The organism is Reyranella sp. (assembly GCF_965249915.1).
Lineage (GTDB): Bacteria > Pseudomonadota > Alphaproteobacteria > Reyranellales > Reyranellaceae > Reyranella.
Genome location: NZ_OZ252257.1, coordinates 5,886,587 through 5,910,397, shown reverse-complemented (window position 1 = coordinate 5,910,397; position 23,811 = coordinate 5,886,587). Strand labels below are relative to the sequence as shown.

General features: G+C 64.5%; 27 protein-coding genes. 6 read left to right on the top strand and 21 right to left on the bottom strand.

All coding sequences use genetic code 11. The annotated features are described in order from the left end of the window. Positions 1 to 3: 3 nt before the first annotated feature. The 12 genes from ACP15H_RS29060 to ACP15H_RS29005 form a co-directional block, all read right to left on the bottom strand. Positions 4 to 1,173 carry a TrbI/VirB10 family protein gene (locus tag ACP15H_RS29060; RefSeq protein ID WP_425069594.1) on the bottom strand — a complete coding sequence of 390 codons (1,170 nt, stop codon included), beginning with the start codon at positions 1,171 to 1,173 and terminating at the stop codon, positions 4 to 6. Next, positions 1,170 to 2,117: a P-type conjugative transfer protein TrbG gene (gene trbG, locus ACP15H_RS29055; RefSeq protein ID WP_425069593.1), complete on the bottom strand. Its 948-nt coding sequence runs from the start codon at positions 2,115 to 2,117 to the stop codon at positions 1,170 to 1,172. Before trbG ends, ACP15H_RS29060 begins: the two co-directional genes overlap by 4 nt. Beyond that, the gene (trbF, locus tag ACP15H_RS29050; RefSeq protein ID WP_425069592.1) at positions 2,114 to 2,797 is read right to left on the bottom strand and encodes a conjugal transfer protein TrbF; all 684 of its coding nucleotides are present in this window, start codon (positions 2,795 to 2,797) and stop codon (positions 2,114 to 2,116) included. The genes trbG and trbF overlap by 4 nt, the downstream gene beginning before the upstream one ends. After that, positions 2,797 to 4,050: a P-type conjugative transfer protein TrbL gene (gene trbL, locus ACP15H_RS29045; RefSeq protein ID WP_425069591.1), complete on the bottom strand. Its 1,254-nt coding sequence runs from the start codon at positions 4,048 to 4,050 to the stop codon at positions 2,797 to 2,799. The genes trbF and trbL overlap by 1 nt, the downstream gene beginning before the upstream one ends. A 40-nt stretch (positions 4,051 to 4,090) precedes the next feature. Continuing rightward, positions 4,091 to 4,828, bottom strand: a complete 738-nt coding sequence (trbJ, locus tag ACP15H_RS29040; RefSeq protein ID WP_425069590.1) for a P-type conjugative transfer protein TrbJ — start codon at positions 4,826 to 4,828, stop codon at positions 4,091 to 4,093. Next, entirely contained in the window at positions 4,825 to 7,263 is a 2,439-nt protein-coding gene (gene trbE / locus ACP15H_RS29035) for a conjugal transfer protein TrbE (protein WP_425069589.1), read from the bottom strand. Before trbE ends, trbJ begins: the two co-directional genes overlap by 4 nt. Before the next feature lie 10 nt (positions 7,264 to 7,273). Next, positions 7,274 to 7,537, bottom strand: coding sequence for a VirB3 family type IV secretion system protein (locus ACP15H_RS29030; RefSeq protein WP_425069588.1), 264 nt, complete (start codon positions 7,535 to 7,537; stop codon positions 7,274 to 7,276). Continuing rightward, positions 7,537 to 7,806 carry a TrbC/VirB2 family protein gene (locus tag ACP15H_RS29025; RefSeq protein WP_425069587.1) on the bottom strand — a complete coding sequence of 90 codons (270 nt, stop codon included), beginning with the start codon at positions 7,804 to 7,806 and terminating at the stop codon, positions 7,537 to 7,539. The genes ACP15H_RS29030 and ACP15H_RS29025 overlap by 1 nt, the downstream gene beginning before the upstream one ends. 53 nt (positions 7,807 to 7,859) lie before the next feature. Beyond that, a complete protein-coding gene (gene trbB / locus ACP15H_RS29020) occupies positions 7,860 to 8,828 on the bottom strand; it encodes a P-type conjugative transfer ATPase TrbB (protein ID WP_425069586.1) in 969 nt (322 codons plus the stop codon). A gap of 138 nt (positions 8,829 to 8,966) precedes the next feature. Next, positions 8,967 to 9,410, bottom strand: coding sequence for a CopG family transcriptional regulator (locus ACP15H_RS29015; RefSeq protein ID WP_425069585.1), 444 nt, complete (start codon positions 9,408 to 9,410; stop codon positions 8,967 to 8,969). 8 nt (positions 9,411 to 9,418) lie between these two features. After that, positions 9,419 to 11,419, bottom strand: a complete 2,001-nt coding sequence (locus tag ACP15H_RS29010) for a conjugal transfer protein TraG (RefSeq protein ID WP_425069584.1) — start codon at positions 11,417 to 11,419, stop codon at positions 9,419 to 9,421. 129 nt (positions 11,420 to 11,548) lie between these two features. Further along, positions 11,549 to 13,654: a DUF3363 domain-containing protein gene (locus ACP15H_RS29005; RefSeq protein ID WP_425069583.1), complete on the bottom strand. Its 2,106-nt coding sequence runs from the start codon at positions 13,652 to 13,654 to the stop codon at positions 11,549 to 11,551. 362 nt (positions 13,655 to 14,016) lie between these two features. On the opposite strand from ACP15H_RS29005, the gene tnpA reads away from it, so the two are divergent. The 3 genes from tnpA (at position 14,017) to tnpC (ending at position 16,886) form a co-directional block, all read left to right on the top strand. Further along, complete coding sequence (tnpA, locus tag ACP15H_RS29000; protein ID WP_304845260.1) at positions 14,017 to 14,937, top strand: IS66 family insertion sequence element accessory protein TnpA; 921 nt, start codon at positions 14,017 to 14,019, stop codon at positions 14,935 to 14,937. Further along, positions 14,934 to 15,287, top strand: coding sequence for an IS66 family insertion sequence element accessory protein TnpB (tnpB, locus tag ACP15H_RS28995; RefSeq protein ID WP_296321565.1), 354 nt, complete (start codon positions 14,934 to 14,936; stop codon positions 15,285 to 15,287). The genes tnpA and tnpB overlap by 4 nt, the downstream gene beginning before the upstream one ends. A 69-nt stretch (positions 15,288 to 15,356) precedes the next feature. Next, positions 15,357 to 16,886 (top strand): IS66 family transposase, encoded by a 1,530-nt coding sequence (tnpC, locus tag ACP15H_RS28990; protein WP_370692526.1) that lies wholly within the window; start codon positions 15,357 to 15,359, stop codon positions 16,884 to 16,886. 103 nt (positions 16,887 to 16,989) lie between these two features. On the opposite strand, the gene ACP15H_RS28985 is transcribed toward tnpC, so the two are convergent. The 8 genes from ACP15H_RS28985 to ACP15H_RS28950 form a co-directional block, all read right to left on the bottom strand. Beyond that, complete coding sequence (locus ACP15H_RS28985) at positions 16,990 to 17,808, bottom strand: lytic transglycosylase domain-containing protein (RefSeq protein ID WP_425069582.1); 819 nt, start codon at positions 17,806 to 17,808, stop codon at positions 16,990 to 16,992. Between the two features lie 2 nt (positions 17,809 to 17,810). Next, positions 17,811 to 18,317 (bottom strand): S26 family signal peptidase, encoded by a 507-nt coding sequence (locus tag ACP15H_RS28980; RefSeq protein WP_425069982.1) that lies wholly within the window; start codon positions 18,315 to 18,317, stop codon positions 17,811 to 17,813. Next, a complete protein-coding gene (locus tag ACP15H_RS28975; protein ID WP_425069581.1) occupies positions 18,317 to 18,781 on the bottom strand; it encodes a DUF2840 domain-containing protein in 465 nt (154 codons plus the stop codon). The genes ACP15H_RS28980 and ACP15H_RS28975 overlap by 1 nt, the downstream gene beginning before the upstream one ends. 244 nt (positions 18,782 to 19,025) lie before the next feature. Beyond that, on the bottom strand, positions 19,026 to 19,898 hold the full coding sequence (locus tag ACP15H_RS28970) for a replication initiator protein A (protein ID WP_425069580.1): 873 nt from the start codon (positions 19,896 to 19,898) through the stop codon (positions 19,026 to 19,028). 13 nt (positions 19,899 to 19,911) lie between these two features. Continuing rightward, positions 19,912 to 20,193, bottom strand: coding sequence for a helix-turn-helix transcriptional regulator (locus ACP15H_RS28965; protein ID WP_425069579.1), 282 nt, complete (start codon positions 20,191 to 20,193; stop codon positions 19,912 to 19,914). Positions 20,194 to 20,334: 141 nt separating this feature from the next. Next, positions 20,335 to 20,847, bottom strand: a complete 513-nt coding sequence (locus ACP15H_RS28960; RefSeq protein WP_425069578.1) for a DUF2285 domain-containing protein — start codon at positions 20,845 to 20,847, stop codon at positions 20,335 to 20,337. Between the two features lie 16 nt (positions 20,848 to 20,863). Further along, on the bottom strand, positions 20,864 to 21,109 hold the full coding sequence (locus ACP15H_RS28955) for a transcriptional regulator domain-containing protein (RefSeq protein WP_425069577.1): 246 nt from the start codon (positions 21,107 to 21,109) through the stop codon (positions 20,864 to 20,866). 150 nt (positions 21,110 to 21,259) lie between these two features. Beyond that, a complete protein-coding gene (locus ACP15H_RS28950; RefSeq protein WP_425069576.1) occupies positions 21,260 to 21,523 on the bottom strand; it encodes a DUF2285 domain-containing protein in 264 nt (87 codons plus the stop codon). Positions 21,524 to 21,767: 244 nt separating this feature from the next. Between ACP15H_RS28950 and ACP15H_RS28945 the strand changes: the two genes are divergently transcribed. From ACP15H_RS28945 to ACP15H_RS28935, 3 genes are all read left to right on the top strand, one after another. Next, positions 21,768 to 21,995, top strand: coding sequence for a helix-turn-helix domain-containing protein (locus ACP15H_RS28945; protein ID WP_425069575.1), 228 nt, complete (start codon positions 21,768 to 21,770; stop codon positions 21,993 to 21,995). 512 nt (positions 21,996 to 22,507) lie between these two features. Further along, positions 22,508 to 23,008 (top strand): TSUP family transporter, encoded by a 501-nt coding sequence (locus tag ACP15H_RS28940; protein WP_425069574.1) that lies wholly within the window; start codon positions 22,508 to 22,510, stop codon positions 23,006 to 23,008. Continuing rightward, positions 23,008 to 23,373 carry a TSUP family transporter gene (locus ACP15H_RS28935; RefSeq protein ID WP_425069573.1) on the top strand — a complete coding sequence of 122 codons (366 nt, stop codon included), beginning with the start codon at positions 23,008 to 23,010 and terminating at the stop codon, positions 23,371 to 23,373. Before ACP15H_RS28940 ends, ACP15H_RS28935 begins: the two co-directional genes overlap by 1 nt. Here the strand turns inward: ACP15H_RS28935 and ACP15H_RS28930 are convergent. Next, a complete protein-coding gene (locus ACP15H_RS28930; RefSeq protein WP_425069572.1) occupies positions 23,345 to 23,746 on the bottom strand; it encodes a MerR family transcriptional regulator in 402 nt (133 codons plus the stop codon). The genes ACP15H_RS28935 and ACP15H_RS28930 overlap by 29 nt on opposite strands. Positions 23,747 to 23,811: the final 65 nt, after the last annotated feature.

Below are 23,811 nucleotides of genomic sequence, written 5' to 3'. Positions count from 1 at the left end.
CTCCTATCCCGGGTAAGGCTGAAGCACGAGATCGCGGGTCACGATGACCCGTACTGGATAACCAGGGCGGATCGTGAGGGTTGGCTGGATGTTGAGGTTCCGCCGGACCACTTGCTGCCCAGCCTGATTCAGCGTGTCGCCCGCACCCCGGCGCAGGGCGCGGACGATATCATTATCGTTCTGATCCGAGCCCAGCTCGGTGCCGACCGCCAAAATGGTGGAAAGAAGCGCGGCCTTGAACAGGGGTCCCCAGTGGTGGTCGACATCGTCTTCCAGCCCGGCCTGACCGCTGGCGTCCGCCCCGGGTTGCCGTTCGAGCACGATCGAATAGCCGTTCGGCAAAAGCAGCCGCGTCCAGACAAGAAGAAGACGTGACTGTCCAAAACTAACCTGGCTGTCGTAGACGCCGATCAGCCGTGCTCCCTGAGGAATCAGCAACGCGCCGCCGGTCGGCGTGTCATAGACGTTCTCCGTCACCTGCGCGGTGATCTGCCCCGGAAGGTCGGACCGTAGGCCGGTGACGAGAGCCGCAGGAATGACGGCCCCAGCTTGCAGCACAAACGGTGAAGCGGGCCGCGCCAGACGATCGGGACCGGTCGTTTTCCGATCAACGGGCGCATTCATGAAAGCGAGCTTGCGGTCTTGTCCGTTTTGGATCGAAGCCTCATCGGCGGATGACGGCATTGCCGATGTTGATGGCTGGGATGAAGGAATGTTTCCGGCACCAGGCTGTGTCTGGCGATTGCCAGGCGCGAACAGGCGACTGACGCGGGCCGCTTCCGTCTCCTGAGCCCGACGCTGCTGCTCGGCGTCGGGCGATGACGGGACAGGCTGGCCCTGAGCTGCCACGATCGGCCGGCCGAGATCGCCCGGCAGCGGCGGCCCGAGCGGCGGGACATTCCGGGGAACCGCGGTGTAATCCCGCGGCAGCGCCGCAAGACCATCGGCCACGCGAGGCCGGTCGGTGGTGTAGAGTTCTTGCGGCGTGACGCCACGCAGCCGGTCTCCCTGCAAAGCCCACAGCACGGCGCCGCAGACCAAGATCAGGCCCAGTGCCGTTCCGCCAATCAGCACAGTGCGCGATAGACGGGTGACGCGAGGCCCCTCCGATCGCAGCCTGAAAGACTGAGCAGTTGTCGAGATTGTCGAATCCGACTGGGTTTGATCGGTCATCGTTGCTGCCTTCCGTCCGTGCGGACAATCCGGACGATCTGCTGGCTCTCGCCGCCCAGCCGCAATTCGGCCGCGGCAAACAGGCGGTCAACGATCAGGACGTTGCCGTATGCACGGGAGTTGACGAGCTCCGGCTTGCCATCCGCGCCGACGACGAAGAGAGGTGGCATCTCCCCTTGAACGATGCCGGGCGAGAACTCGACATAGACCTTGCGCCCATCGTCGTAGGCGTTGACCGGACGCCAGGGCGGCTTGTCACCCTCGATCGAGTATCGATACCGGCGCTGGGCGATCTCAGGGAGAACCGGCACTGGCGGCAGAGCGCGCAGGCTCTTGCCTCGGCTCTCCGGGTAAAACCAGGCGACCGAGGGCATATAGGGTCGCTCATGGGCCCGCAGCTCGATGAGATAGGTACGTCGGTCGGTGTTGACCACGAGGTTGGTCTCGATGGCAGGCCGGGTTGGCTTGACCAGGATATGCACGCGACGCGTATCGCCGTTACCGCTTTCCGTATCGCCAATAATCCATCGTACCGTGTCGCCGGCGGCCACTGGGCCTGAGCCGGTGAGTTGCTCGCCGGGCTCCAGGGCAATGTCGGTGACCTGTCCTGGGGCTACGTAGACCTGATAGAGGGCTCCCGGGCTATACGGAAACACCTGCACGGCGTTGAAATAGCCCTCACGGCGTGGCTCCACCCGCGCAGCGCCATTGGCGGCCTCGACGCGCGCCACCGGATCCCTTGCATCGCCGGGTCCTCCGCGCGCAGGCGTCCAGGCCGGTGGGATGTGCAGAGGCCGCGGCGGTGGATCCTCGGCGGGCGCCGAGGAGGCCGGTAGCGGCGGTACGCTCTCGTCGTAATTGATCTGCGGCGGTTTGGTCGACGCGCATCCAGTGACCACCAGGAGGGAGACGAAGATGGCTGGCCGTATGATGCGGTCCCTCATTGTGCGAGCTCCTTCGACCAGCTTATGGCGTTGACGAATACCCCGAGCGGATTCTTGCGCAGACGATCGGCGTCTCGCGGCGTTTCGATCACGATGGTGAGGATGGCGGTCCACCGCTCGGTGGCCGCGAGCTGGCCGCTTTCGTAGCGACGCTCGGTCCAAGCCACCCGGAAACTCTCGGGCGATGCCCTGATGACGCTCGAGACCTCGACGGAAATCTGCATCTTGCCGAGCTTGGCGAAAGGGTCGGCGCGGCGCGCATAGTCGTTTAGGGCCGTGGCGCCGCGGTCCGTCGTGAAGTCGTATGCCCGTAGCCAGCCCTGACGGAGCACGACCGCGTCAGATGGCAGCCCGCGCACGTCCTCGATGAACCGCGCAAGATGAAAGGCGATCTGCGGATCGGTGGGTTGATAGGAGGGATCGGCCGGAGCGATCGCCTGTGCCTGGCCAAGCCTGTCGATTTGGACGACCCAGGGCGTGATCGTGCCCCTCGTCGCTTGCCAGACAAGCCCACCGGCAAGACCGGCGGCCAGCCCCAGGCAGCCAAACGCCATCAGGCGCCAGTTCCTGGCCTGCACACGCGCCGACCCGATTCGATCGTCCCAGACTTGCGCAGCCTTCTGGTAGGGCGTCTCCGGCACGGGTGTGTGGCCGTAACGGACGGACGAACGCTTGAACATCAATGGTTCCCTTCAGAAAGGTCGATGGAGGAGCCGCCACCACCATGATCGCCGGACCGGATGGCATGCGTGGCGGCGGAAGCGCCGTGGCTTGCGGCCTGACTCCGCCTCATGCGCCGCGCCCATGCGGGCGGCGCGTCCGGCGAAGCCGCCGCAGTGCCGGCATCGGCACCGCCGGCAGCGGCGCGCCCGCCTGCCTCAAAGTTGCTCGAAACGCTTTCTGACGCCCGGCGAAGCGGGCTCGACGCGGCGGATGCGCCAGCCATGGTCACGCCGGACAGACCACCAGCGCGATAGGCAGTCGCGGCACCACCTGCCAGAGCCGCAGAGCCTCGGGCGGCCGCGCCCGCGGCACCGGCCAGCGCACTCGCGCCGCCCGTCGCAAGGGCGCCACCTGCGGCGGCAAGCCCGCCGGCCGCCAGCCCGGTTCCCACCGCCGCACCGGCACCCAGTTGGGGGCCGCCCGAGATGATGCCGTTGGCGATGCCCGGCCCGAAGATACCGAGACCCAGCAGGGCCAGGGAGGCAAGCACGAGCGCCATGGCGTCTTCGATTGATGGCTGGGCGCCGGCGCCTGAAGTGAACTGAGAAAAGAGCGTCGAGCCGATCCCGACGATGACTGCCAGCACCAGCACCTTCACGCCGGAGGACACGACGTTGCCCAGCACGCGCTCGGCCAGAAAGGCCGTCTTGCTGAAGAGTCCGAAGGGAATGAGCACAAAGCCGGCGAGAGTCGTCAGCTTGAACTCGATAAGGGTGATGAAGAGCTGAACGGCGAGAATGAAGAAGGCCAGCAGCACCACGACCCAGGCGAACAGCAGCACCACGATCTGGATGAAGTTTTCAAAGAAGCTGATGTAGCCCATCAGTCCCGAAATCGACTCCAGGAGGGGGCGTCCGGCATCAAGACCGACTTGGGCGACCCGCCCCGGTCGGAGGAAATCCGCCGCCGATAGACCGGTGCCGGCGGCCTTCAGGCCAAGGCCAGCGAAGCTCTCAAATATGATGCGGGCGAGGCTGTTCCAGTTGCCGATGAGGTAGGCGAAGACCCCGATGAACAGGGTCTTCTTAACGAGCCTGGCGATGACATCTTCGTCCCGGCCCCAGGCCCAGAACAGCGCGGCCAGCGTCAGGTCGATCGCGGCCAGGGTGGCCGCGAGGAAACCCACTTCGCTGCCCAGCAACCCGAAGCCGCTGTCGATGTAGCTGGTAAAGACTGCGAGGAACCGGTCGATAACGCCAGTGCCGCCCATCGGCTTTCACTCCGTCCCGTTTTCCCACACGCGACGGGGATCATTCATGAAACATGCGAATGGTCGACGGCTGGTAGCCGGTGTTAGGCGCAAGGAAGCGGCGAAGCTGCTCCCTCGCCTGGTCCTGGGCCGCCACGCGCGCCGCCGCCTCGAGGCTCTGTGCCCGGCCCTGCGCAGCGACCGCCGCCGTGAGATCGGCGAGCTGCTGCGCCTGAAGCGCGATGAGCTGGTTGCCGGCTTGCGCCGCCTCCAGTGCCCCGGCCGCGCCCTGGCTGGCATCAATCAAGGCGGACATTTCTGAGCGGTTGGTTTCGAGGTTACCGACGACCGTCGCCTGGATGCGCAGGGCATCCTGCAGGCCCGCGACGGAGTTTTCCCAACGCGTCCGGGCACTGGCGATCAGCGATTGGTCCGACTGGTTGGCCGATGCAGGCGCATAGGTCGTCGAGAACGCCCGATCGATCTGCTGGACGTCGTAGGCAATGTTCTGCGCCTGACCCAGGAGTTGCTGGGTCCGCCCGATCGACTGCTGCAGCTGCTGTAAGGAGGAGTACGGAAGGCTCGTAAGATTGCGGGCCTGATTGATCAGCATCTGCGCTTCGTTCTGCAGCGACAGGATCTGGTTGTTGACCTGCTCGAGCGTGCGCGCCGCGGTCAGGAGATTCTGCAAGTAATTGCTTGGATCGAACACTGTCATCTGCGCCGAGGCTGGCAACGCACTGCCGGAGAGGGCGAGGATGGCCGCAAGCGCAACACTGCAACGGCGAATGGAAGTCATGACGATTCTCCTGTGCTGAGGTCGGGGATGAGATCGGCAGCCCAGGGCACGGCCCGCGCCTGAAGCCAGCCGGCAAGGAAAGCCTCTCGGCCGTGCTCGACCAGTACGCGTTCGAGGAGGGCCTGGTCGGCCTTCGACGAGGCCGCCGTGAGGGCGAGCGTCACCGCGCCAAGGCCTAGCTCGAACAGGCGATTGCCGCGGCGGGACTGGCAGTAGTAGTCGCGCTTCGGAGTCGCGCGGGAAAGGATCTCGATCTGACGATCGTTGAGACCGAAGCGGCGATAGATCTCTGAGATCTGCGGCTCGATCGCCCGCTCGTTCGGCAAGAAGAGCCGGGTCGGGCAGCTCTCGATGATGGCCGGCGCGATGGCGCAGCCATCGATGTCTGAAAGCGATTGCGTCGCGAACACAACGGAGGCGTTCTTCTTACGCAAGGTCTTCAACCATTCGCGCAGCTGGTCCGAGAAATCCTCGTCATCCAGGGCGAGCCAGCCCTCGTCGACGATCAGAAGGGTCGGGTTGCCGTCGAGACGTGCCTCAATTCGATGGAAGAGATAGGCGAGCACGGCAGCCGCGGCATCTGTTCCGATGAGCCCCTCGGTCTCGAAGACCTGTACCGACGTGCTGCCAAGCCGTTCGGCCTCTGCATCCAGCAAACGGCCATAGGCACCTCCCAGGCAGTAGGGCTGGAGGGCCCGCTTGAGAGCGGCCGCCTGCAACAGCACCGACAGCCCCGTCAGGGTGCGCTCTTCGGCGGGCGCCGATGCCAGCGACCCGAGGGCCGACCACAGATGGTCCTTCACTTCGGGCGTGAGGTCGATCTTCTCGCGGGCCAGGAGTGCTGCTATCCAGTCGGTCGCCCAGCCTCGCTCCGCGACATCGTCGATGCCCGCCAGCGGCTGGAGGGCAACGGGATCCCTTTCCTCCTCGCCCAGCGCGCTGCCGAGGTCGTGCCAATCTCCGCCCATCGCGAGCGCAGCGGCACGGATGGAACCGCCGAAGTCGAAGGCGAAGACCTGCGCCTTGTCGTAGCGCCGGAACTGCAACGCCATAAGGGCCAGCAGCACGGACTTGCCGGAGCCCGTCGGGCCGACCACGAGCGTATGGCCGACATCGCCGACATGAAGCGAGAAGCGGAACGGCGTCGCCCCCTCGGTCCTGCCGAAGAACAGCGGCGGCGCACCGAAGTGCTCGTCGGTCGCGGGTCCCGCCCAGACCGCCGACAGCGGGAGCATGTGCGCCAGGTTCAGCGTCGAGACGGGCGGCTGGCGCACATTGGCGTAGGCATGCCCTGGAAGTGAGCCCAGCCACGCATCGACGGCATTGACCCTCTCCACCATGCAAGTGAAGTCGCGGCCCTGGATCACCTTTTCGACGAGACGCAACCGCTCGTCTGCGACGCGCGGATCCTCGTCCCATACCGTGACGGTCACCGTACAGTAGGCCGCCCCGACGGCGTCCGAGCCGAGCTCCTGCAGGGCAGCATCGGCGTCGATCGCCTTGTTGTGCGCATCGGTGTCGACGAGCGTCGTCGCCTCGTTGGTCATCACCTCCTTGAGGATGGCCGCGATGGACTTCCTCTTGGCGAACCACTGACGGCGGATTCGCGTCAGAAGCCGCGTGGCGTCGGTCTTGTCGAGCAGGATCGCACGCGTCGACCAGCGATAGGCGAAGGCCAGACGATTGAGATCTTCGAGCAGTCCCGGCGTGGTTGTTCCGGGGAAACCGACGATCGTGAGCACCCGCAGATGGCAGTTGCCAAGCTTCGGCTCAAGCCCGCCGGTTAGGGGCTGATCGGCCAGCAGCCCGTCCAAATACATGGGCACTTCCGGCACGCGCACACGCTGGCACCGGGTGGAGATGCAAGAATGCAGGTAAGTCAGCGTCTCTGCGTCGTCGAGCCAGCGGCACTCGGGCATGAAACCGTCGAGAAGATGCAGCACACGGTCCGTCCGGTCGATGAAGCCTGCCAGAATCTCACGAGCATCCGCTCCTGCAACGCGGTGGCGGCCTTCATAGAAGAAGCGCTCGGCACCAGCAGATTCCCAGGCCGGTGGGAGATACAGAAACGTCAGGTAGTAGGCCGATTCGTAATGCGTCCCCTCTTCCTCGAAGGCCGCCTTTCGCTCGGCGTCGACCAGCGCCGATGCCGCGTCCGGAAACCTTCCCTCCGGGTAGATACTGGCAGGCTGCCGCTGCGCTTCGACGAACAGCGCCCAGCCCGATCCAAGCCGACGCAGGACATTGTTCAACCGTCCCGCGACGCCCACCAGCTCTGCCGGCACCGCCGAATCGAGGTCGGGGCCGCGGAACCGCGCGGTCCGCTGGAAAGAGCCGTCCTTGTTCAGGACGATGCCGGGAGCGACGAGCGCTGCCCACGGCAAGAAATCGGCTAGGCGCGTGGCCGAGTTCCGGTATTCGGCGAGATTCATCATGACAGTCCCCTCAGATGCCGAGCCGGCCCGGGATGCGCAGGTGGCGACGCACCACCTCGACGAAGAGCGGGTCGCGCTTGGCCGCCCAGACGGCCAAACCGTGACCGACAAGCCAGATCAGCAGGCCGGCGACCCAGAGGCGCAGTCCCAGGCTGATGGCCGCCGCCAGAGTGCCGTTGAGGATCGCGATCGAGCGCGGCGCGCCGCCCAGCAGGATCGGCTCGGTGAGGGCGCGGTGGAGCGGCACCACGAAGCCGGGAACGGGCTCGGTCATCAGACCAGGACCCCCCCGCCGAACGAGAAAAAGGAGAGGAAGAAACTCGAGGCGGCAAAGGCGATCGAAATACCGAACACGATCTGGATCAGGCGCCGAAATCCACCGGAGCTGTCGCCGAACGCCAGGGTGAGACCGGTGACGATGATGATGATCACCGCGACGATCTTGGCGACCGGTCCTTCCACCGATTGCAGGACCTGCTGCAATGGCTGCTCCCAGGGCATGCTGGAGCCCGCCGCATATGCTGCCGACGAGTGGATCGCCATGCTCAATGACGAGATCGCGGCTGTTCCTACGGAACGACGGAGGATTGGGCGATTCATTGACGTTCTCCTGCAGGTGAGAGGGCGTAGTCCGAGCTGGCGCCGAGGCCCTCGACGCGGGCGAGTTCCGTCAGCCGTCGGGCACCCCCCCGCCCGGACAGCACGGCGATGATGTCGATCGTCTCTGCAATCAGGGCGCGGGGCACCGTGACGACGGCTTCCTGGATAAGCTGCTCGAGACGTCGCAACGCCCCGATAGCCGATCCGGCGTGGATGGTGCCGATGCCGCCGGGATGGCCGGTGCCCCAGGCCTTCAGAAGGTCGAGCGCCTCGGCGCCCCGGACCTCGCCGATCGGGATGCGGTCGGGCCGCAGCCGCAGGGACGAACGCACCAGCTCGGACAACGACGCCACACCGTCCTTCGTGCGCAAGGCGACGAGGTTGGCGGCGCGGCATTGCAGTTCGCGAGTATCCTCTATCAGCACCACCCGATCGGTCGTCTTTGCCACCTCGGCGAGGAGCGCGTTGGCGAGCGTCGTCTTGCCGGTCGAAGTGCCACCGGCCACGAGAATGTTGCGGCGGTCGGCAACCGCCCGTCGGAGTGCCTCGGCCTCGCCCAACGTCATGGTGCCTGCCTCGGCGTAATCGTTGAGGGTGAAGACGGCGACCGCAGGCTTGCGGATCGCGAAGGTGGGCGCCGCGACAACGGGCGGCAGCAGTCCCTCGAACCGCTCACCCGTCTCGGGCAACTCGGCCGATACGCGCGGACGGGCAGGATGGACCTCGGCGCCGACATGGTGGGCGACCAGCCGCACGATGCGCTCTCCTTCGGCGGCTGCCAGTCGCTCCTGCGTCTCGGCCAGGCCGGTCGACAGCCGGTCGATCCAGAGCCGACCATCGGGGTTGAGCATCACCTCGACGACGGACGGATCTTCGAGCCATGCCGCGATTGCGGGTCCGAGCGCGGTGCGGAGCATGCGCGCGCCCCGAGAAATGACCTCTGCCTGAAAGGAATCTATCGTCATCGTCACCCCGGGATGCAGGGCCGCAAGCAGCGGCCATCGAGCGGGGTCGATTAGAAGAAGCACCAACACGCTCGGCGCAACAACAACCGATGGATCGTAGTGCTCTGGCGTAAAAAGGCGTGCGAATGAGCGGGACCGCTAAACAGGCTCCTTGGGCGAATCGCGCTCCGCGTCCTCTTCTGGCCCGATGTCCCGCGAGATCTCTTCCGAGAGCGTCCGTCCCTTCGCCAGGCGCCGGCCTAGAGCATCGACGAAGCCTTCGTAGCGTTCGCGGCCTTTGGCGTGCGCGGCCTGTTGTGCGCCGTCAGGTAAAGACGGCGTGGTGGTCAGCCAAAAGCGTACGAAGAGCGCCAGCGCCTCATTCGAGATGGTGACATTGCGTTCCAGACGCTCGACTTGTCGAACGAGCCGATCCAAGCGACGGCCGAGCGCTCCCTCCAGTCTTTCGGAGGCATCCGGCGAGAGGAACGAGGCGAGTGCGGTCTCCACGATATGGGCCTGCGGCACACGTTTGCGCGACGCATAGTCGGCAAGCTTCAGCCCCAAATCGGGTGGCAGGCGAAACGTATGCTTGGTGCGCATCTATCCACTCACAGGTCGATGCCATCGCCAGGATCCATCGTGGCCTGGCGGGCGAGCCCCCGAGCCGTCGCGCGCAAACGGCGAGCTCGCACCGCATCTTCGTCGGCTTCATCCTCGGCAAACTCGAACTCGGGCGAAGGCGTGACGGGCTCGGCCGCGATGTCTTCATGCTCGGCAAGCTCCGGCTCTCGACGAATGCCGCCATTGGCGGGATCGTCGACGGGCTGCCCGTCCTGAAGAGCTTCGGTCCCCTCTCCGCGTGCCGCCTGAACCGCGGGAACAGCTTTGGCACTCCAATCATCCAGCGTGACGCCGGAATGTACCAGCCGTTCTGGCTCTGGCTGTGGCAGCAGACGTTCCGTGAGCTGCCAGTCCTCGTAGTACCGCGCCTTCCTGGCCCGGATCGGCGGGCATCCGGAAACCAAGACCAACTCATCGCTCGCCGGCAGCTGCATGACCTCACCGGGCGTCAACAACGGCCGTGCCGTCTCCTGGCGAGAAACCATGAGATGGCCTAGCCACGGGCTCAGCCGGTGCCCGGCATAGTTTCTGGCATCGCGAATTTCGGTCGCCGTGCCGAGCGCGTCTGAGACGCGCTTCGCGGTGCGCTCGTCGTTGGTGGCGAAGCACACACGGACATGGCAGTTGTCCAAGATGGCGTTGTTGGGACCGTAGGCCTTCTCGATCTGATTGAGGGACTGGGCGATGAGAAAGCTCTTCAATCCATAACCGGCCATGAAAGCCAGTGCCGACTCGAAGAAGTCGAGGCGACCCAGCGCAGGAAACTCGTCGAGCATGAGCAGCAACCTGTGCCGCCGCCCCTTGGCGTGGAGCTCTTCGGTAAGTCGGCGGCCGATCTGGTTGAGCACGAGGCGCACCAGCGGTTTGGTCCGGCTGATGTCGGACGGCGGTACGACCAGGTAGAGGGTCGTCGGTCGCTCGTTCTCGACGAGATCGCGGATGCGCCAATCACAACGACGCGTCACCTGGGCGACCACGGGGTCGCGGTACAAGCCGAGGAAGGACATGGCGGTCGAGAGCACGCCCGAGCGCTCGTTCTCGCTCTTGTTCAGCAGCTCCCGGGCGGCCGACGCGATGACCGGATGGACACCCGCCTCGCCGAGGTGCGCCGTGGTCATCATTGCCCGGAGCGTCGTCTCGATCGGCTGTTTTGGGTCTGACAGAAATGCGGCAACTCCTGCCAACGTCTTGTCTTCACTGGCATACAGGACATGCAGGATCGCACCGACCAGAAGAGCGTGACTGGTCTTCTCCCAATGATTGCGCCGCTCCAGCGCGCCTTCGGGATCGACCAGAACATCGGCAATGTTCTGGACATCGCGGACTTCCCATTCGCCGCGACGCACCTCGAGCAACGGATTGTAGGCGGCCGACGCCGAATTGGTGGGATCGAACAGGAGCACGCGGCCGTGCCGAGACCGGAAGCCCGACGTCAGCTCCCAGTTCTCTCCCTTGATGTCGTGAACGATCGAGCTGCCCGGCCAGGTAAGCAAGGTCGGCACGACCAAACCGACTCCCTTGCCGCTTCGCGTCGGCGCAAAGCAGAGAACGTGTTCCGGTCCTTCATGCCGCAGGTAGTCGGCGCCGAGCTTACCAAGCACCACGCCGTCCGGACCAATCAAGCCTGCATGGCGAGCCTCGACTGCAGTCGCCCAACGAGCTGAACCGTAAGTCGCCACGTTCTTCGCCTCTCGCGCGCGCCAGACCGACATGCCGATCGCGACCCCGATCGAAATAAAGCCACCCGAGGCCGCGATACAGGCGCCCTCCACGAAGATCGCAGGGGCATAGGCGTCGAAGGCGTACCACCACCAGAAGAAAGTCGGGGGAAAATAGATCGGCACCCGGGCGACTTCGAACCACGGTGGCCCGAGCTGGGGTTGATAACCGAGCCGCCAGGCCGTCCATTGCGTGGATGCCCATACGGCTACGAGCACGATCGCGAAAACGAGGGTGATCTGCCCCCACAGGATCTTCGTCGCAGACATGACGAGGAGATCAAGCGGTCGCTTGCCATCCATTCAATGCCAACAACGCGCAGAGCGCTCATGCGGCGGCCCTGGCGTGCATTTTGGTGGAGTGCCGTAAACCGGTCTGCCACTCTCTTCCTCGTCGAGTTACAGCCCCAGTCCGCGACGTCGTCCAAGCGACCAGCTGACATCGCCGCCGGGCAAGGCCACCCCTGACACCAGGCGGCCGACATGCTGTTCGAGCGCGGGCCGCCACGGAACCAGGCTGAAACCGAGCCCGTCGTCGATCATGGCGAACCGTCCACTCGAAAGCTGCGTGGAGCCGACCAGCGTCCCGGCAACGCGATTCCCCGGAATTGCGGGCTGCCATTCCCGTACCCGTTCGGCAGCGAGCGCGCGGCCGACGCGCTCGATGTCACGAGCCTCAAGCCGCTGCACCACGTCGCGAGAAATCCGGATCCGCCCGTCGCCGACTTCCGTGGCGTACCCCTTGTCCGCCAGCCATCGCCGACGCTTGGCCAGCGCGGCGGTCACGTCCCGGCCGAATCCGTCGTCTGCCAGAATGGTGCGCTGACGAGAGGCCAACTCTCGGTCGAGCCACGTCGCGCCCTCATGGCCGACTTGCTGGTCGAGACCAAATGTCGAGAGGACGGTCACCCGACCGGCCGCGCGGTCCCGCGTAAGGTCGTATGCCTGCCCGCGCTCGGCCAAGTCGGCAGGAATACGCCAGTGGTCGGCGTCGATCCGCTCGACATGGCCGGCCCGTCGCAGCGCCTCCAGGCGCCGCACATGGGATCGGACGTAAGCCGCAGGATCGCCGCCGAGACGCTCGACGGTGCCGACAGCTTGCTCCAGATGCGCGGCTGGCCGATAGATCCCCTCTTCTCCGGCAATTGCCACGATATTGCGGTCCGATGCGCGCGGTCGCGTCTCGGCGGCACCAGCAGTCACGATCATGCCGCGCTGAATATTCTCTACTCCGGCAGTATCCATCTCGAGATGATGGACATGCCCGTCCACGCCGTCGACGACCAGCCTCACGCGCTCGCCCATCTCGTCGCCCGCCAGCCCCTTGTCGAGAACTCGACCTACAACCGGCGCGGTCATCTCCTCGCGATGGAGGACATAGCCTGCGATTGAGCGGGCATGGGCCAACCCTTCGCGGTCCAGTGCCAGATGCATGGTCTTGATGATGTCGCCACGCTCTCCCAGCTCCCGCAAGACGGGTTCGGCGCTGGACGATACTGTCCATCGGCCTGGCTCCACCTCGGCGGCCAAGCCCATGCGCTCCAGCTTGCGCGCCCGCTGAATCAGCAGCCCCCGATTCTGTCGCAGGCTTTCGAGCATGTCCCGGTCCGGCCTCAGGTGGGTAAACTCATTTCGGCTCCGCTGCTCGGCGAGCAGCATGCGGTCGAGGCGCGTTAAGCGGTCACCATCGACTTCGCTCTCCAAGCCGCGGGACACTTCATGCTCGGTCTGGCGGCCGAGCTCCCGGGTTACGATTTCGCTAGCCCGCTCCCGGATGCCATAAGCGATGTAATCGCCAGCGATGTTGAGAGTCTTGCCATCGTCGGTCACGCCCCGAACGATGATGTGAGTGTGAGGGTGACCGGTGTTGTGGTGATCGACCGCGATCCAGTCGAGGCGGGTACCCAGGTCGGCCTCCATCTGCTTCATGAGTTCGCGAGTGGTCGCGCGATGATCAGAGAGCTCGACACCCTCCTCGGACGACACGATGAAGCGGAACTGGTGGCGGTCTTCCCGGCCCCGATCCACGAATGCACGACCATCCTCGACATCTTGACTGGCGGAGTAAACTTGGCCCCTTTCTCCGTCCTTGGTTACACCATCGCGCTGCAGATAGCGCAGATGGGCGTCTACGGCTCTGGCGCTGACGAACTGCCGTCCTTTGGCCGCGCCTCGCTGCGGATTGAGCTTCGCGATGCGAGCCTTGACCGCGACCCGACGTGAGCGGGTGTGGATGCCATCGAGGCGGCTCCAGGCATTCCGGCTTTTCAACGCCGCCGCTACCGAGGCACCCCGCCCCCGTTCGTTGAAACGGCCGCCGCTCTTCCCGGCCTCGCCCAATCGAGAGGGATTGCCGCCAGCCCGTCGAATAGCCTGCTGAATTTGCCCGTTGAAAGTAGACGCACGGCTACCCGGGCTCCCGGCGCGGCGTCTCCCGATCCGCGCGTCGCCGCGATCCTGGATCCTTCCGGGCCGGAGACGGAAATTGTCGTCATCACGCGACATGGCATAACGATTGGCAGCGAAACGAAGCGCCGCAAGCGTCAGAACGCAGGGATCGCTCCGTGGCGTAGAAAAGATATCTCCGGCGTAGCAATGGAAGGGTTTGTCCCCGAAGCGACGGCGCTTGGAGCATTGAATACAAAGAGAAAACTGCTTGAAGGGACGCTTCTCTGTCGCGATGAGCCGGCGCAGCGGCCTTGAAAAACAACGTGCAGACAGGCTCTTAGGAGCGCAGCGACGGCAGCGGGGCCACCCGCTTTATCTTGCCGTCCATGATCTGGGGGTAAGCGTCCGAGTCTTGCACGACCTTCAGCAAGTGCACCGTCGGTCCAAATCGGGTTCCTTCGTTCATGGGAGGTTCTCCGGTGGCAACGAAACATTTTGAGAATGCGGCGCGCCGAGAGTGGTGGGCTGTGCACATCGAGGCCTGGCAGCGCAGCGGCCTGTCGCAGCGCCGCTACTGTCGGACGCACCATCTCACGGACACGACGTTTACACGTTGGCTGCGTGCGATCGCCGATGTTGAAGTGGCCAAGATCCGTGTGCAAAACGCCCGAATCCTTGCCGAAACCGAGCACGACGAGCATCGCAGACGTCGCAAGGGGCGCCGGTTCAAGCTGTCCGAAGACAAGCGCAACCAGGCGGTCCAGGCGTACTGGGCGATGCATGTCGAGACGCTGAACTGGAGCGGCATGACCGTCAGGCAGTATGCCGCGGCGACGAAGCTCTCGCAGCACAGCCTGCGCCGCTGGCGAGATCTGATCGACAGCGGCGAGGTTGCGATCGACTGGCGCGCCCGGCTTCATCCCAGTGCTCGCCCGAAAATAAGCAGCGGTGTTAGCAGCGCTGCTAAGGATCTCTCCGTCGAAACGGCGTTGACAGAACCGCCGACGGCCGGGCCGCAGTACGATCGGCGGTCGAACAGACGCAGCTTCAGCGATGAACAGAAGCTGGCGATCGTCATGGAGTCGGAGGCGCCTGGAGTGAGCGTGGCGGCGGTGTGCCGGCGCCATGACATCTCCACCAGCATGGTGTTCCGTTGGCGCATCCAGTTCGGCTTTGGTGCGGAGCAACCGGCCAGGCTGGTGTCGGTCGCCGTGGCCGGGACAGAGAAGACGAGCGGCGCGGGTGTCAACGGAGGTGCGCTCGTGCTGCCGGATCTTCTCCCGGTTCCCGACGGCATGACCGCGGTCGACCTGTCTGACGGGCGCCGTGTGTTCGCACCCGAGGGCACCGACCCAGAGGCGGTCCGGGTGCACGTCGCCGAGCAGGAGAACAAGCGATGATGATCGTTCCGGCGGGCGTGAAGGTGCACCTGGCGCTTGGTTACACCGACATGAGGAAGGGAATGGACGGGCTTGCCGCGTTGGTCCAGGAGCAGCTGAAGCGAGACCCCTTCTCGGGCCATCTGTTCGCCTTCCGCGGTAAACGGGCGTCGATCCTGAAGGTGTTGTTCTGGGATGGGAACGGGCTGTGCCTGTTCACCAAGCGCATCGATCGGGGCGGCTTCGTATGGCCACGCATGTATGAACCCGGCGGCGCGGTGACGCTCTCGCCGGCGCAGCTGGCCATGTTGATCGAAGGCATAGACTGGCGCTCGCCCGAACGCGTCTGGAGGCCTGCGAGAGTCGGCTAAAGCGATGCAACTGAAGCACCAGGAAGGAAAAGTTCTTGGTCGCCGACTCGAACAAAAGTAGAATCGGGCATGCGGCTCGATCTCGACAATCTGCCGTCCGACATGGCCCTGCTGCACGGTCTTCTGCGCGACATGGCGGCCGTCGTCGAGCATCGTGACGGCGAGATCGAGCGACTTCAGACGATCATCAAACAGCTTCAGCGGACGCAGTTCGGCCGCCGTTCCGAGCGCCTCGATCCCGATCAGCTCGCCCTCGGTCTGGAAGATCTCGATAGCGACATCGGGCGCGCCGAAGCGAGCGATCCGAAGGAAGCCGTCGAGATCGCCGACAAGCGGCCACGGCGCAAGCCGCTGGCCGATCATCTGCCTCGCGAAGAGGTCGTGATCGACGTGGCGAACGGCGCTTGTCCGTGTTGTGGAGGTGTCCTGCACAGCATTGGCGAGAGCGTCAGCGAGATGCTGGACTGGGTTCCCGCCCAGCTCCGTGTACTGCGCATCACGCGCCCGAAATACGCCTGTCGCACGTGCAAGACCGTGGCCCAGGCGCCCGCGCCGGAACGGCCGATCGCCGGTGGGCTGGCGACACCGGCGTTGCTCGCCCAGGTGCTGGTCAGCAAGTACTGCGACCACACTCCACTCTATCGGCAAGCGCAGATCTTCGCCCGCCACGGCGTCGAGCTGGAGCGCTCGACTCTCGCCGGCTGGGTCGGCGGCGCGTGCTGGTGGCTCGAGGCGCTGGACGATCGCCTGCGCAAGGACGTGTTCGCCTCCGATCATCTGTTCGCCGACGACACGCCAATCCCGGTTCTCGATCCGGGCCGTGGACGAACGAAGACTGGGCGGCTTTGGGTCTATGCGCGTGATCAGCGACCATGGGGCGGACCGGCGCCGCCCGCGGCGGTCTACATCTTCGCGCCGGACCGGAGGGCGGAGCGGCCAGCGGCGCATCTGGAACACTTCAAGGGAGTGCTGCACGTCGATGGCTATGCCGGCTTCGAGCGGCTGACGATACGGGGCGACGTCGTGCTCGCCGCCTGCTGGGCCCATACGAGGCGCAAGTTCTATGAGGTCGCGCAAGCCGAAGATACGCCGTTGGCACACGAGGCTCTGCGCCGGATCGCCGGCCTCTATGCTGTCGAAGCGCAGGTGCGCGGTCAGTCGTCGGCGCACCGGCTGGCCGCGCGACGGACGCTCGCCAAGCCGATCATCGACGGGCTGCAGATCTGGCTGGAAACACACCTCCCGCATCTGCCTGGCCGCGGAAAACTCGCCGAGGCGATGCGGTACGCACTCGCGCGCTGGAATGGGTTGACCCGATTCCTGTACGACGGCCGCATCGAGCTCGACACGAACCCGGTCGAGCGGGCCATCAGGCCGGTGGCGCTTGGGCGCAAGAATCATCTCTTCGCCGGCAGCGATGGCGGCGGAGCCCGTTGGGCGACGGTGTGCACGCTCATCGAAACCTGCAAGTTGAATGGCGTCGAACCATACGCCTATCTGCACGATGTTCTGACGCGGATGGTCGGCGGGCACCCAATCAACCGAATCGACGAGCTGCTACCGTGGGCTTGGAAGGCCGCGAATCACGTCAAGACCTGAGCGACGTGCGAAAACCGGACGCATACATCTGGGGTTCCTGAGCCGATGACCTCATGAGGAAATCACGAGCACAGCTGAAGGATCCAACCGTCTGCTCTCCGCATCACGGCAGACGCACTGCGTTTCCATTGCGAACGAACAAGCTGTCGGTTCGTGCCTTCAATCGAGCTGAGTTCTCGGCAGGCCGGTCATGCGATGGCCGCTCAGTTGTCGTCTTGGACGCTGCCGGCGTGCCTGCGGAATCGTCGCGAGTACGCGTTACGAACAGCGGCGCTTCCTGCCAGGTAACGAAGCGACGGCTGGCGGCGACGATGTCATCGGCCTGCCGCTCTCCAATCAGCGGCGCAAGAGTTGCCACGTAGAGTTGCGTCTCGTGCGGCAATGGCCGGCCTGTGGCCAAGTGGTCGTCGTAACGACCAGGACCTGCATTGTAAGCCGCCAGAAAACCCGGTGAGCCGTAGCGCTCATGAAGCTCCTGCAAGTATGCCGCGCCAGCAAGGATGTTGTCCCGCGGATCATAGGGATTGTCACCGAGATCATATCGGATACGCAAACCAGCCCAGGTTTCGGGCATGACCTGCATCAATCCCATTGCGCCTTGGGGCGAGAGAGCGAGCACGTCACCACCGCTTTCGATCGCCATCACCGCTTCGATCCAGAATGCCGGTACGCCAAATCGCTGGGCCGCTTCGCGTACGAAGCTTGCATAGGGTCCCGTGTCCGGAGAAGTCTTTCGCAACCCCGTGGTAGCTGATTGAGCTAGCGCCGTGTCCCCGGATGATACGACGATTGCGACAATGGGAATTGCGGCCATCGATACGATCAACCGGATGGTCTTGTGAAAGGTCTTGGCCGGGACGGACGAAGGGTCACGACGTCTCACGTACGATCGGGCGGGCACTTCATCTCGGCGCAACTTCATGATCATTCCTCCTTTGTCCAAACTGGATGAGCGCGGCCGGTGACAGCGGATCGCGGCAGTGGCCCGAAATACCGCCCGTCCAGCGAGTCCGCCGATCGCGAATTCATCAGGAAGAGTGCGTCGTCAGCGACGACGCGGCAGCCCTGCCAGACCGGCAAAGGTCGCCCTCTGCGATCACGCTCGCGCGCCATTCCGACAGCAACCATATCGACGGTGACGACGAGACCCTCTCGACAAACGGTCTGGCCGGGAAGCGCCAGCACATGTTTCAGCATGGGAACGCCGCGCGGCAGGTAGTTGCCGACCGCAAGGAAGGTGGTGAGCGGCTCCGGCGGCAATACAGCAACCAGTTCAGAAACATGCCGCGTTTCGGTGGTCTCCAGTAAGTATAGGCCGACGGGCACGCTGGCCGACGCGTTCCACAGAAGCATGCGATGCGGCTGCAAGAAGGCCGGCGCCACCAGGCTGACGACGCTCAACGCAATCAGCAAAACGCACACGTGGCGCATCACGGCTCGAGCCTCTGCCGCAGCAGCCAGGCCTTATGACGTGCCATCGTGTAGGGCCTCAACGCTTCCCCGACCGCCAGACGACCGTGGACATGGCGCCAGTAATCCGGTGCCGCGTCGGCGGGATCGACGCCCAGCGCTTCGACGATGTCGATCATCTGCAACACATGCTTGACCTTCGCCCAGCCGGAAGCGCGCAGCAGGATGTCCGCACCCGGCCGGACGTAGGGGATGGTTGCGCAGGCTTCGCTTAAGCGTACGGCGCGCAGGATATCGATACGCGAGGCGATCGTGCCGTAGTCGTTGGCGCCCCATCGCACGAAGCCAAATACGCTGCCTGGAGTAAAGGAGAGGACCCGCCTTCGTCGATCCAGGATCTGTTCATCTGCGGGCCGGCCGAAGCGGATCCATCGTTCGATCTGCTTCTCGAGCCACAACAATTCGACTTGCGTGAGATCGGTCATGCGCGACCTCGTGGCCGGATCGGACCCGCGTGCTTTGGTCTGTCCCTTCCCGGCGAGGCTGCGATCCCCGGCAGTGGACAAGTATGGAGCGTTAGACAGATTCCGAAGGAATCTGGGTTAGGAAAGTTAAGGAGGCGCCAAGCCGTTGTGGGCCAAAGGGAATCCGGCGATTCTGGTCCCCGATAGCACGAGGTTCCGGTCCCCGATGGCACGAGGGCCCACGTCCCCGAAAGCACGAGCCCGGTCACAGCTTGTCCCCAGAAGGACCTACCGGGCGCTGGATGAACGGGTCGCGCGGGATGGCCACGAACTCAAGCCGCTCAGCGCCGCGGAAGCCGCGCTCGATGCAAAGCCGATAGCCGGGCAGTGCCTGTCGGCGGACGATCTCACGCACATCGTAGGCGAAGTGCTTCAGCGACGAGAGGCTGCCGGACTTGGCGTGGAGATGCGAAAAATCGAAGCTCCACCCGTCAGCCTGACGGCCGCCGTGCTTGCGGACGATGCGATAAAGCCAGCGCTCCAGGCCGCCCGTCAGATCGAAGTACGCACGGTCGATCGTGAGCACGAGCGCGTCGTCCAGAACGCCGGCATAGAACCAGTCCGGGAGGATGAGCTCGAGACCGAGCGGACGACCGTGGACGTCCGCAGTCTCCTTCCATTCGTTGATCCAGGAGAAGCGATGGCGCCGCCGCTCTGCAGGTTGACGGATGGAAGTCAGCACGGTGGTGGACTGGAGACGGTCGAAGGCCGCCTTTAGGCGATCATAGTCTCGCGCGCCGGTGCCGCGTCCAACGAACGTCAAGATCTCATAAGGCGTGGCAGCCATCAGTCGCGATGTCTTCAAGCCGGCATCCCTCGCCTCGACGATTTGCGAAGCAGCCCAGATCAGCACATCGGCGTCCCAGATGGTCGCCATGCCGTGATCCGGTACGGCCTCGACCCGTATTGCGACCGTGCGTGTGCGATAGTCGATGGGCCGGACACGCTTCGACTTGGCGAGTGAGAAGAACGGGTAGGCCATGAGATCCTGGGCGTCACGCGGTGCGAGATCGCCGGGCAACGCCCTGAATAGGTCGAGTTGGTCTCGCTCGCTGATGCGCTTGTGCTTGAAGGTCACGTTTGGCCTCCGCTCAACGCCGAGTACGAGGAGTGTTGGCGAGCGGGTTCATGTGCGACTTTGCAGGCAGCACAGTCCCCGTCCCGGGATCGGAGGTCGACGTCTTGGCCCCGCGGTCGGCCCAGGCCTTGAGATCGTCGACCGCGTACACGACTCGACCTCCGATCTTCCGATAGGTGGGACCTGTACCGTAGGTTCGGTGTTTCTCGAGGGTCCGTCCGGAGAGGCTGAGAAAGCGTGCGGCTTCCGGCGTACGCAAAAAGCGCGGCGGCAGGCCGGCGGCAGGATCGGGCATACGGATGGCTCCGTGGTTGTGACGAGAGCCGTCGAGAGGCGACGGCGTAACGACGGTCACGGTGGCGGAGATTCGCGGGCCGGGAGGATGACGAACTGGCGCCTGAGGTTGGCGATACCCCCGCCTTGATATCGGGAGTGGCTAGCGGCTGGCGCGCAGCAGCTTTCGATAGCCGCCGTCCATCATGGCCACTGCATCGGCGACCAATCGGATCGTCTGGCCCCTTACTGATGAGGTCTTCCAGGGGAATCGCTCTACCGCTTCTGGGCCATAGAGCGCCCTTGCCACCTCGCGATAACTTGCGCCCTCCAGGTGACCGTCTAGTGCACGGATCATGGTTAGAAGCCGTCTGCGGAGACGCGCTGTGATCTGCCAGGCGGACGGAAGCGGGCCTGCGGAGTGGCGATCGAGGCGGCGCTTTAGGCGGAGCAGACCGGCGAGGCGAAGGAGAACGGTCTCATCCATGGGGACGAGCGCCGCCATTGGCACCGCTCGGCGCTCACCCTTGAGCCACAAGGAATGTGGGCCATCGGCATCATTCACGATGCAGCGCCGCTCTCCACCGTGCTGTAGATCTATCGATGCCGGCAAGCGGTCAAGTGCTTCGAAGCGGTAGGCGTCATCGAAACCCTCAGGTGCGGGAACGAGCAGCACGGCATGGGGAAGCAGCTCAGGCCGCCATAGAACTCCCGCGGCAGTCGCATCGAGTGAGGGGGCGCAGGCGAAAGGATAGCCCCCAATTGCCTCCTACCGTCTCCGGGCTCAACTCTGACTCCTCCGGATCTTCGTCGATCCGGTCGTAATCTTCCTGGTAGGCCGGATTGCGTCGCAGGAATTCCCACGCGAACCCGGCACGATCGAGGTCCTTCAACGCTTCGACATAGTCGGGCGACCTCCAATCGGGTCTCTTGGACATCAAAGACTCCGTTACGCGAACTCAGGGCTAACGGGCCCGAGCCTTTCATGCGACCAAGGGTTGTTGAAGAGCCCGAACGCCGAACGCGCGATGTCGTGCGAAGACGCCCCCAAGCGGGTATCTAAAGGTCCTTTCTTGGTCGCTAGCCCGTCAATTGCGCGATGCGCGCAAGAGATCACGGAAGCCCTTCTCGGTCATCCAATGAGCCCGGGACAAATGAGTGTCGTAGACCAAGCGTGCGCGATCGGGTTCCAGCTCCGGATCTAGCTGGAAGACAATACGCACGACTTCTCGCCAGTCTGCGGCCTCGGCCGCAGCGTCCAGCAAACGTAGATACGTCGCGAAGTGCCGCTCGTCGTACGGCGTGACCACGTCGCTTTCAGGAGGGCAGTCGTCAAAAGGAGGCGTCGTCATCTCAGGAATCGCAGCGAGGGAAGAACACTCGTCCGAACTCCAACCACCGCATAGTCACAGCCCAATGCCCATTGGCGATGCAAGCCAAGCATCACCTCCATCAACTTCTATGCTCACGAAGCGCATCGTAGAGACTATTGCAGCCTGATCTGCATAAAAGCATAGAGACGTCGCCGCGCCAGCAAATTTGGCCGCGTATTATAGTACGTGGCGCCAGAATACGCGATTGCCTCCTATCCTGCGGATGGACATTCGCAAGGTGTTCGGCGCCAACGTCCGTGTCTATCGACTGGCAGCGGGCCTCAGCCAGGAGGCGGTCGCCGCTCGCATGGGTGTGGACCGGGCCTACGTCAGTGCGATCGAGCGAGGGCTGCAGAACGTCACTCTCCTGACGATCTTGCAAGTGGCAGAGTCCCTGGACGTCCGTCCGGCTGACCTGCTTGTGGAATCGCTTCAGAAATCACGGTCGTGAACACGAGGGATCGTTACCGTCAGGCAAAGACACCCTTCCCTCGCTTCAGCCGAAGGGTGGTTTGGTGCGGCCGCCAACCTTCCTAAGCGGCCTCTTAGAGCACGGTGCGGCGCAGCCGGATGCGCCACCTGATCCCGCTCTTGATATGAAGCTCGCCGAACGCCTGCCAATTGTTTATCAGTCTGCTTCCGGCGGCCATCTTCAGACTGCCGCCCTCCGCGCGAACATGTACATGATGCCGTGGCGGCGTAAGAGCGGCTGAGAGACCGCAGGCGCAAGAGACCGTAGGGCTTTGGCGCGTCGCCGCCAAAGCCAGATGTTGCCGACCGCCGCTGCCAGGAACAAGGGCGAAACCAAGTAGCCCAGCGAGGGCCAAGCCTACACCTCTTGCCGCGAACAGGGCGACGAGGGAGTTGGCGAAATGAAGCCACAGCAGGCAGCCTGTGCGCTTCGAGTTCGCTGCACCACTGTCTATCCGTAGTATTATTCAATCGAGTATAGCGAGGATGGGCATGGCGGACGCGGCGGCTCAGGGAACGGAAAAGCGGGAATCGGTTGGTGCCTTCGCCGGCGGCGTCGGGGTCCGTGCGCTGGGTGGGTTGATCGGACTGGGCGGCGCGGAGTTCCGCCTACCGCTGCTGATCGGCGCCTTCCGCTTCGGCGCGCTGGAAGCCGTCATCGTCAACAAGGCGATGAGCCTGATCGTGGTCGCCTCGGCCCTGCCGTTCCGTACCAGTACCGTCTCATTCGCCACCATCGGCAGTCACTGGATGATCGTCGCCAACCTGTTGGCCGGCAGTCTGCTCGGCGCGTGGATCGGCGCCTCTTGGGCGACGCGGCTGGAATCCGAGACGCTGTTTCGCGTGCTGGCGCTGCTGCTGGTCGCGATGGCCGCCGTACTGCTGCTCGGCCATGGCTCGGAGGGCGGTGGTGCACCGCTGTTTTTTCAGGGCCGTTGCAGGTCGTCGCGGGCGTCGTTGCGGGCTTCGCCATCGGCGTCGTCGCCTCACTGATGGGCGTTGCCGGCGGCGAACTGCTGATCCCAACGCTGATCCTGCTGTTCGGTGCCGACGTGAAGCTGGCCGGAAGCCTGTCGCTGGTCGTCAGCCTGCCCACGATGCTGATCGACTTCGCACGCTACAGCCGCGACAGCACCTTCGCTGTGCTGTCGCGAAACGGCCGCTTCGTTCTGGTTATGGCGCTAGGCTCGATCGCCGGCAGCTTCATCGGCGCAATGCTGTTGGGCGTCATCGGCTCGACCTATGTGTTGCCGCTGCTGGCCGCGATCCTCGTCATCTCGTCGGTCAAGGTTGGCGGCACAAATAGGCGCCGTCAGGCTGGCAGTGTCGTTACCTCGCCGTGCCCAGCGTCTCGATGATGCGGCAGTCGGCGATGGTGCCGCGGCGGCACTGGCCGATCATGTCCTGCAACTCCGACTGCAGCCTCTTTAGGTCGGCAATCTTGTCCTCGACCTCCTTCAGGTGCGCGTTGGCGATCCGGTCGACCTCGCCGCACGAGCAGGCGCGATCGTCGGAGAGGCGCAGCAGTGCGCGCACCTGGTCGAGCGAGAAGCCCAGCGCGCGCGAGCGGCGGATGAAGCGCAGCCGCGCCAGATGCGAGGGGCGGTAGGCGCGGTAGTTGCCCTCGGTCCGCTCCGGCGGCGACAGAAGCCCGATGCGCTCGTAGTAGCGGATCGTCTCGGCCTTGGTCTGCGTGGCGGCCGCGAGCTTGCCGATCGTGAAACTGTCCATCCCGGCTTGACCCTCTAGTAACTACAACCCCTACGTTGGGCTTGTCGCAAACGTCGTCAAGGTGC